Source organism: Rhodococcus sp. T9N (assembly GCF_024436645.1).
Classification (GTDB): domain Bacteria; phylum Actinomycetota; class Actinomycetes; order Mycobacteriales; family Mycobacteriaceae; genus Rhodococcus_F; species Rhodococcus_F qingshengii.
In genome coordinates this window covers 123,094-130,657 of the sequence record NZ_JAMSKS010000020.1, presented here as the reverse complement: position 1 = coordinate 130,657, position 7,564 = coordinate 123,094, and the positions used below count along the sequence as shown (strand labels likewise).

Here is a 7,564-nt window from a genome sequence, read left to right as displayed (position 1 = left end):
CGACCGACACGCCGTGCCTACCGTGCCTTCATCCTGATGCGGCGCTAGAGATAACACGCAATGACGTCCTGAAACTTCAACTTGTAGATGTCGCATTCAAACCCGGAACGCGCGACTGCAAAGTCATCGCCGGCACGCTTCACGACCCGTACACCGGAACCGATATCGCGTTCTCCACGTCCAATCCTTCGGCTATTCAGATCGACCATGTCGTGGCACTTTCGAGAGCCTGGGATGCGGGGGCAGCGAATTGGACTCCGCAGCAAAGGGTGAACTTCGCCAACGACACGGACGTCAACTTGCTTGCCTCCCAAGGCAAAGCAAACCAATCGAAGTCAGATCAAGGCCTCGACACCTGGCTTCCCCCCAACGCTGCATTCCACTGTGACTACGCCATCAAATATCTCACCGTGGCCGCGAAATATCACCTGATGATCACTTCCGCCGATGCCGGCGCGGCGCGCACCGCCTGCGCACAGAAATGAGGAGAAGTAGATGAGTTCTACCGATGGTGATGATCACATCCGCTTGTCGAACGAAATCCTTGAAAGCAGACGACGAACCCGCCTCAGTCGGGCAATCGCGACGATAGGTTTCGCCGCAGGCGCCGCACTCACGGGAGGCGTGGTGACCGGCGCCTGGCTCTACTTTCTCGGCTTCTTCGCGTTGATCACAGTCGGCGTGGCCGTCGGCAACGGCATCAGTGGAGCCGTCGACCGGGGAGATCCGACTCGGCTCCTTCATCCCGGTTCTGGTCAGTGCGGTAGCACTGGGAATCATCATCTACCTCGTGTTCTCCGGCCGTTTGTCCGAGATCCTGACCTTCACCACCGGTCCTATCGCCTGAACCCAAGGCGCAACGGGTGTCCTGCATTCGACTTTTACGGACTCTCGATGTTGTTCGGCTTCAATCTCGAAATCTCCGTCACGAAACGATCCCAACCTCTCGGAAAAAAGGAATTCAGCCATGACGAGCATCGACAGCACAGACACACAGGGCGCCGCGGATTCGAACCAAGAAACCTGGCTGCACCTCGAATCCGCCCTGCGGGATATTCCGGCGCCGGGCCGCTTCAAATCCCTTACCTGCAGTGAGCACGCCGCGCTCGCCGAGCGCGTGTCCATCCTTGCGTTGCAACCCGACCCGTTTGACGCCCGTGGATTTGCGTACCCCGAAGGCATCCGCGGCACCCTCCAACGCGCCGCACAGATCCACGCCGCACTCGCCGCCCTTCCACCTGATGTCCTACCCACTACGTCCTCTGAGGCGCAGTCGTGAGCAATGAATCGAGTGTTGGCGACCGAATCGCACCCTGCTCATCACTCTCGGTCGCTGCAACCGCGCTCGAAATGGGGCACCGCGTGCAATTCGCGGAGTCCCGGCGATGGTGGAGGGTGCGAGCAACATCCGGCGATGGCAGGTTCGCGATCCTTACCAGCCCCTTCAACCTCCGCAGGGTCCCGTACTACACGATCCTCGACACCGAGCGCGGCGTACGCGGCCCGGACGACAGAATCTTCTGCAGCGGTTACGAAGACGACAGCGACATCGCAGATCGGATGCGCGAGCTGATCGCCGGAGACATCCAAGTGAGCCGCCGGCGGTCGGTAGAGAGCCACATCGTCGCGGTCCTCCCGCCCACCGATCGGCATACCCCCCGGGACCGATTCCGCCCCCTGACACGTACGAACGGTCCTCGAAACGCGACATGACACGACAGGAGAATCCCGCTCATGACTCAGACATACCGCGCCGCACAAGTTTTCCCCGACCCGGCCGAACGGCGACTCCGAGCAATGCTCGCGGCCCTCGACGATGCCCTCGCCGGGATAGCTGATGCACGCGAAGAACTCCGAGGGCTCTACACCGGCCCGAGAACGTACCCAGAAGCGCTGGAACTGTTCCTCGCCGCCGAAGCCGACAATCAGGACATCACCACCCACCTCGCCGCCGCAGCCCGCGATATCCGTGCCACGCTCGCGATCCTTCACAGCACCACAACCACGGCCGTGTCGAACTCCTCGACGTCGCTGCATCCACACACCCACAAGGTGACAGCTGCCGCTGACGTGAGGCGAACGAACAAGGCCCACATCGAAAGGGGACACCACAGATGACTGCCACCCCATCCGACGCCACCGCGCACCAGCACGGCAACGGATCCCTCACCCCGGCAGCGGAACCGGCAACAGGTTTCGACGCCGATAACCTCACAGCCGCAGACGAACTCGCGATCGACATCGGAAGAGTCGCGATCGAAGCCAGTGAAGGTGTCCCCTACGGCTCAGAGCCCGACGAGTTCTTCCTGGCAGCAGGGAAAGCTGTCTTCTACTGGCTACAGCTCAACGGTCACCGGCGCATCACCACTGAAGAGGCGGAAGAGATACGACAGGTGTCGAATTGCGCGCTTCAGTACGGCAACATCGCCAGCCGAGAAGCCGCCCACAGTCTGCTCGCCCGGTTCCTGGCAACCGAACCCGCCAAGGCGCGTCCCGATATCGGTACGGCAACCGCCGACAATGTCGGCGGTTCAGATGGTTCCGCCCCTGCCGAACCTGCGGAAGAGGAGACGAATGCGAAGGCGGTAACACGGTGCCCGATCTGCTTCGGACTGAATGGGTCTCACAACACGATTCACGAGCGCTACCCGGCCGGCGGCGGCGGAACCAACAAACCCTGCCCGAACTCCCTGCCAGCCGTTACAGAAGAAGTGAAGACGCACTGCCGGTGCGTCACGCCGGACTGGTACCACGATGGGCTGGACTCGGATATCGCCGGACGCCTGTGCCGCCGGTGCCGTCTGCGACAGAACATCCCGTACAGGGATCTCGTCAACTCGCCGGTTGCCCGTACCGCAGTGTCAGCGTTCAGTGTCGCTGCACTAGCCCTACGAAACGCCGTGGAAGTACTGGACCCTCACGAAGGTGGGGATTGGGAGCACGCGTGGCAGACGATTGCAGACCTCGAAGACTGCGCCGGCCGCTTCGAGGCAAGTGAGAGAACGGAAGTGAGGGAAAGTGGTCGAGAAAATCGCTAAGCATGGAAGACACGCTACGAGTCAGGCGAAACTGGGCACGCATGTCCTCAGTCCAGTCGGCCCCGAGAATTTCAGTGAGCACTACTACGGAGTGCGAATCACCATTACCCCACTGGGCAGGCTGCGCGGGCTTTTCAGAGAGTGGTTCCTCGTTCCACCCGACTTTCATCCAGCGATACCGGTGTGCATCTACGGACATGGCGTCGAACCTAAACGTATTGCCGCGGCGATCAACCGGTACGCCCGCGAAGCAGAATGGGAACGTCGGCCGACGTTGAGACAGATCATCGACGGGATCGACGAACGGTGGATCAGTGGCACTATGACGAACTCGGAAACAGGGTTGGTGGTGTACGCGCGGCTCTGCCTGAGATTTGAGGAGCGGATCCGCGGCGCAGTTCCTGTCACCATCATTGCTCCGGAGCCAGAGACCATGACAGTGGGGGCAACTGGCGGAGATCTGGTGAATCCGGGAGTTGACAATTGACGATGTCGATCACCGTGAACTGTGATGCGTGTGGAACTACTCGAGAAGTTCCGGCGAACTACTTGTCATCGTGCAGTGTCGTGAGATCCGCGATCGAGCCAGGGTGGACACATTCCGTCGACGAGAACTACTGCTCGAATTGCGCTGCAGTGAGGGCGCAGACGTGGCCTCGAGAATCCGAGGGAGGGACTCCATGAGCATCACTGAAATTCGGCCACTAGGTGCCGTTGATGGGGTGAAGGCTCCTGTGTCTCACTCGATTCATGCGATTCCCGGTAACACCACGCTCGACGAACTCACGGAATTCGCGTGGAAGGATCTCTCGACTCCCGACAAGGCGATTGGTGCATACCGGTTGGTGTCTCTCGCCGATGACCCTGATGTGTGGGAGCAACTCGGCTCTCTCACTTACGCGCGATTCGTCGACGTCGGTGCATTCGCTGCCGTCTATTCCGAGGGGCACTGGATACCGCTCTCGTGTGGGCAATGGCTGGTGCGCACACACGACGATGACCTCATCGTTGTCTCCGACGAGGACCTCCGGCTCGGGTACGAGTTACTCGGGTGAAAGAAAAAGAGCCGTCGGAGCGCTCGCCAGGGAAGGTCGTTGACCTTGGTCTTATGTTCGTCGATTGCTTGCAGGCACCTGAGCTGTCCAGGTCCGTCTCTACTGTCCGGATCGCACTGAAAGTCCCCGCGGTCATCGAGACAGTTGTTCCCCTCGGCCGCACCAACATCCGGTAAAGGAAGACATCATGGACATCGCATCACTCATCGTCGGCGTCGCAGTAGCCGGCGCATCGGCAGCGCAGGGAGCTGGCGTAGAGCCAGTCATCACCGACACCATCACCTCGGTAGTCGAGGAACAGGCACCGGCTGCCTCCCAGTTCATTCCAGATCCGCAGCCGTACCTGGACCAGGCAACAACTGCCCTGACGCAGCTGCAGGAGCAGATTCCTCCTGCGTGGCAGTCCGAGGCGGAAAGTGCGCTACCCCCGGAACTGAAAGACGCTGCGGCGCAGATACAAGAGATCCTCCCGCCGCAGGCACAGGCTCTGATCCCCGACGTCGCCCTTCCTGCTCCCGGACCGGACTCGGTTCCGCCGGCCGGCTCGGCGCCGAACGGATCCGCTGTCGAAGACGCATCGGCAAATGACACGACACCTGCCGGAGGGCCTGCGCTTCTGCCCTCCGTGTTCAGCGCACAACCATCTAACGCTGCCGGGATACCCTCGCTCACAGGCCTGTTCGCACCGTCGGCGGTGCCGGATCTGAAGTTCGATCCCAACCTTCCTCGCAATGTTGAGTTCGCTCGCGCTGTCATCGAAGCTGCGATGCGGGCACTCGGGCTTCCCTACCAGTGGGGCGGCGGTTTGTTGACCGGTCCGTCGATGGGTGATGGAACGGGCGGCCCGATCGCCGGTTACGACTGCTCCGGACTGAGCCGCTTCGCGTACTTCATCGGAAGCGGCGGAACCAAGGTGCTGCCTCGGACGTCGCAGGAGCAGTTCCGCGCCGGACACCAGATTCCGATGAGCCAGGCACAGCCGGGTGACCTGCTGTTCGGGAATTGGCAGGCTGACGGCGCCAATCATGTCGCGATCTATCTCGGCGAGGGCAAGATGATCGAGGCACCTCAGACCGGTCAATTGGTGCAGATCAGCGCAGTCCGTTCGGACATGATCCCGGCCAGGTTCCTCTGATGACGGACCTATCTTCCACTGTGAGTAACTGCCGGGCCGAGCGGCCAGGTCGCAGTGTTTCGACGCTCAGTGGTGTCGGGGCCGCCGCCCTGATCCCGGCGGCGCTGACGACGCTATTGATTCAGTGGGGGCCTGCAGCGGCGTCTGCGCTCACTCACAGTGGGAGGGGATGACAGTGACGGACGGCGCACCCGACAGCACAGCCGCAGGCCACTACGATTTGCGTAACGACAGCGGAGAACCTCAACAGAGCACCGCTGAGATTGATGCGAGCACAACCTCGAGTGAAGGAGATACCACTGCCATGACCGCGACAACGCCGTCAAGCCACAAGAAGGCGCTGGAGACAGCACGCAAGGCCGCAGAATCGTTGGCGCAGGAGGCGATTGCAACGAGAGTCGCTCTCGTCGGTGCCATCGGCGAGGCGGAAGCTGAGCTTGCTGCCATCGACGCGGCACGGGTTGAGGCAGAGGACACGATCCGCCTCGCCCATGAACGCGCGCTCGCGGGCGGGTGGACCGTCAAGGAACTCGCCGCTATGGGATACAGCGCACCGAAAAAGAAGAAGGCCGCAGCGTCGAGTAAGCGATCCTCGTCGGCGCCGGCAGAAAACACGGCCGCCGCGAATGCACCCCAAACGTCCGAACAGAATCCCGCGCACGACAGCTCGGCCTAAAAAACGCACACCACGTGTACCCCCGGGTCCGTCTACATCGGGACTCGTCGCTGCGCCGCAAAAGCGTGAGAAAGCAGCCCGCCGTCGCACCCTTTCTGATCGGTGTGTCGTAGCCCTCGGCTAATCTCGAATGTGCGACGAGCAGCAGGTCGCCACACCGACCTAGACCGCAGCACAATCGGCGGTCCTGATCTTGTGAGGGAAGATTCCCCACGAGATTGGTCGAGGTGGCGACCTGCTGCTGTTTTTGTCTCCGTAGTGAGAGGGCAACGCCTAGTTGCAAACTGGGGTCGCGGACGGCTGCACATGTGTGAAAGGTTTAGCGGGTCAACACGAACCCACCAATTTTAGGAGCGCAATCTCATGGCTACAGTCAAGGATTCGACGACGTGGGCTATCCGAGCTTTGCACTACTCCGAACTATCGGACAACGCGATCGAAAAGGACGTGGATCGAGCGAATGTTTTTGCGACGCACGCCCTGGTTTATGCGACGCTGGCGGCCTCCGGTGTCGAGGTCCATTACAACTAAATCGCTGAGGGATTCGTGGAGCTTCCCTCTCGACAGGTGAAAACTGTTTGGGCGCAGCCCAATACTGCTGAAGACAGGCCTGTCTTCGATCGTATGTGGTTCGAGGTCAGACGAATTCACGGATCCGAGGGAGGACTCGTGCTAGCTCTTCGAAAAGCGCCGGCCATCCGCGTCTGAGTCTGGTGATGCGGCCGCGCTCGAGGAACGCTCCGTCAAGGATGTGTGAGACCCGTAGATGCTGCTCGGGCGTGCCGAGGCGGCGGAGCTTGTCGTAGACGGGGTTGACGGGAAGGTCGTGCGCGGCGATGTGCGACCAGATGTCCTCGCTACTCCAGTCCCAGACCGGCCCGAAAACGTGTGTGCCATCGGCTCGGTCGAGGGCGCCGCCATGTGTGAGTCGCTGCTGCGCTGCTGTGGTGCAGCAGTCGACGCATTCTTCGGTAACTCGGACGCGGAGAGCGTTGTAGTACATCGACCAGCGTCCGGTCCCTTTCGCTGATTCGTCGGCACGTACACCCCAGATCTCGCCCGATCCGTGAGTCTGATGTGCCGCGCGTGAGGGTGCTCCGATGAGAATGTCGCGGAGCGCTCGCGTCGTCGCTCGTGTGGGCAGGTGGTGATCCCATTCGCCGGAGTCCGCGAGGACGGTCAGCAGGGGTGGGTCGGCTCGGTGCACTTCGAGATTGAGGTTCCATGCGTCGGCGAGGTCGGCGATGTACTCGTAGGTCTGTGGGTATTCGAGCCCTGAATCGAAGAAGACGACAGGAATGTTCGGCTCGACCGCTGTGGTCAGGTGCAGGGCGACGAGTGAATCTTTGCCGCCGGAGAAGGCGAGATATCCGTCGTGATTGTCGAGGTGTTCCTCGATGCGCTCTTTGATCGCGGCCAGGTTGGGACGTGGGCGCCGCAGTGCGCGCAGTGTGGTCAGATCGAGCCCGTCCGCGCGAGGGGTGCCACTCATATCTCTGCCGCTTCCCTGGGTGCTCGATGAGTATTTCTGGCGTTGTTGTCACACGCGGCCCTTGGGGCGGATCTTCCTGTGTATGTAAGGCCTCGAAGCCGATCCGACTCGGGGCACCTGCACAGGAGGACGAGCGTGATGAAAGAAAAACTACAGGAGGTGACCTCG

Annotated in this window: 12 protein-coding genes; 11 read left to right on the top strand and 1 reads right to left on the bottom strand. The window is 61.3% G+C overall.

What is annotated here, in order from left to right:
• The 11 genes from M1L53_RS26620 to M1L53_RS26570 form a co-directional block, all read left to right on the top strand.
• Window positions 1-485: HNH endonuclease family protein (locus M1L53_RS26620; protein ID WP_261949284.1), on the top strand; the 485-nt coding region annotated here is incomplete at its 5' end.
• Between the two features lie 218 nt (window positions 486-703).
• Window positions 704-847 (top strand): hypothetical protein, encoded by a 144-nt coding sequence (locus tag M1L53_RS26615; protein WP_003941815.1) that lies wholly within the window; start codon window positions 704-706, stop codon window positions 845-847.
• A gap of 120 nt (window positions 848-967) precedes the next feature.
• The gene (locus M1L53_RS26610) at window positions 968-1,279 is read left to right on the top strand and encodes a hypothetical protein (RefSeq protein WP_003941809.1); all 312 of its coding nucleotides are present in this window, start codon (window positions 968-970) and stop codon (window positions 1,277-1,279) included.
• A gap of 116 nt (window positions 1,280-1,395) precedes the next feature.
• The gene (locus M1L53_RS26605; RefSeq protein WP_148209137.1) at window positions 1,396-1,713 is read left to right on the top strand and encodes a hypothetical protein; all 318 of its coding nucleotides are present in this window, start codon (window positions 1,396-1,398) and stop codon (window positions 1,711-1,713) included.
• Window positions 1,714-1,734: 21 nt separating this feature from the next.
• Complete coding sequence (locus M1L53_RS26600) at window positions 1,735-2,118, top strand: hypothetical protein (protein ID WP_003941821.1); 384 nt, start codon at window positions 1,735-1,737, stop codon at window positions 2,116-2,118.
• Window positions 2,115-3,038, top strand: coding sequence for a hypothetical protein (locus M1L53_RS26595; protein ID WP_003941825.1), 924 nt, complete (start codon window positions 2,115-2,117; stop codon window positions 3,036-3,038). Before M1L53_RS26600 ends, M1L53_RS26595 begins: the two co-directional genes overlap by 4 nt.
• Window positions 3,039-3,129: 91 nt before the next feature.
• A complete protein-coding gene (locus M1L53_RS26590) occupies window positions 3,130-3,525 on the top strand; it encodes a hypothetical protein (protein ID WP_011331667.1) in 396 nt (131 codons plus the stop codon).
• Window positions 3,526-3,718: 193 nt separating this feature from the next.
• A complete protein-coding gene (locus M1L53_RS26585) occupies window positions 3,719-4,093 on the top strand; it encodes a hypothetical protein (protein WP_011331666.1) in 375 nt (124 codons plus the stop codon).
• 187 nt (window positions 4,094-4,280) lie between these two features.
• Window positions 4,281-5,228, top strand: coding sequence for a C40 family peptidase (locus M1L53_RS26580; RefSeq protein ID WP_011331664.1), 948 nt, complete (start codon window positions 4,281-4,283; stop codon window positions 5,226-5,228).
• Window positions 5,229-5,532: 304 nt separating this feature from the next.
• Entirely contained in the window at window positions 5,533-5,904 is a 372-nt protein-coding gene (locus tag M1L53_RS26575; RefSeq protein WP_229757323.1) for a hypothetical protein, read from the top strand.
• A gap of 363 nt (window positions 5,905-6,267) precedes the next feature.
• Window positions 6,268-6,435 carry a hypothetical protein gene (locus tag M1L53_RS26570; RefSeq protein ID WP_003941561.1) on the top strand — a complete coding sequence of 56 codons (168 nt, stop codon included), beginning with the start codon at window positions 6,268-6,270 and terminating at the stop codon, window positions 6,433-6,435.
• Window positions 6,436-6,541: 106 nt separating this feature from the next.
• Here the strand turns inward: M1L53_RS26570 and M1L53_RS26565 are convergent, their stop codons facing one another.
• Window positions 6,542-7,396: a phosphoadenosine phosphosulfate reductase family protein gene (locus tag M1L53_RS26565; RefSeq protein WP_003941564.1), complete on the bottom strand. Its 855-nt coding sequence runs from the start codon at window positions 7,394-7,396 to the stop codon at window positions 6,542-6,544.
• Window positions 7,397-7,564 lie beyond the last annotated feature (168 nt).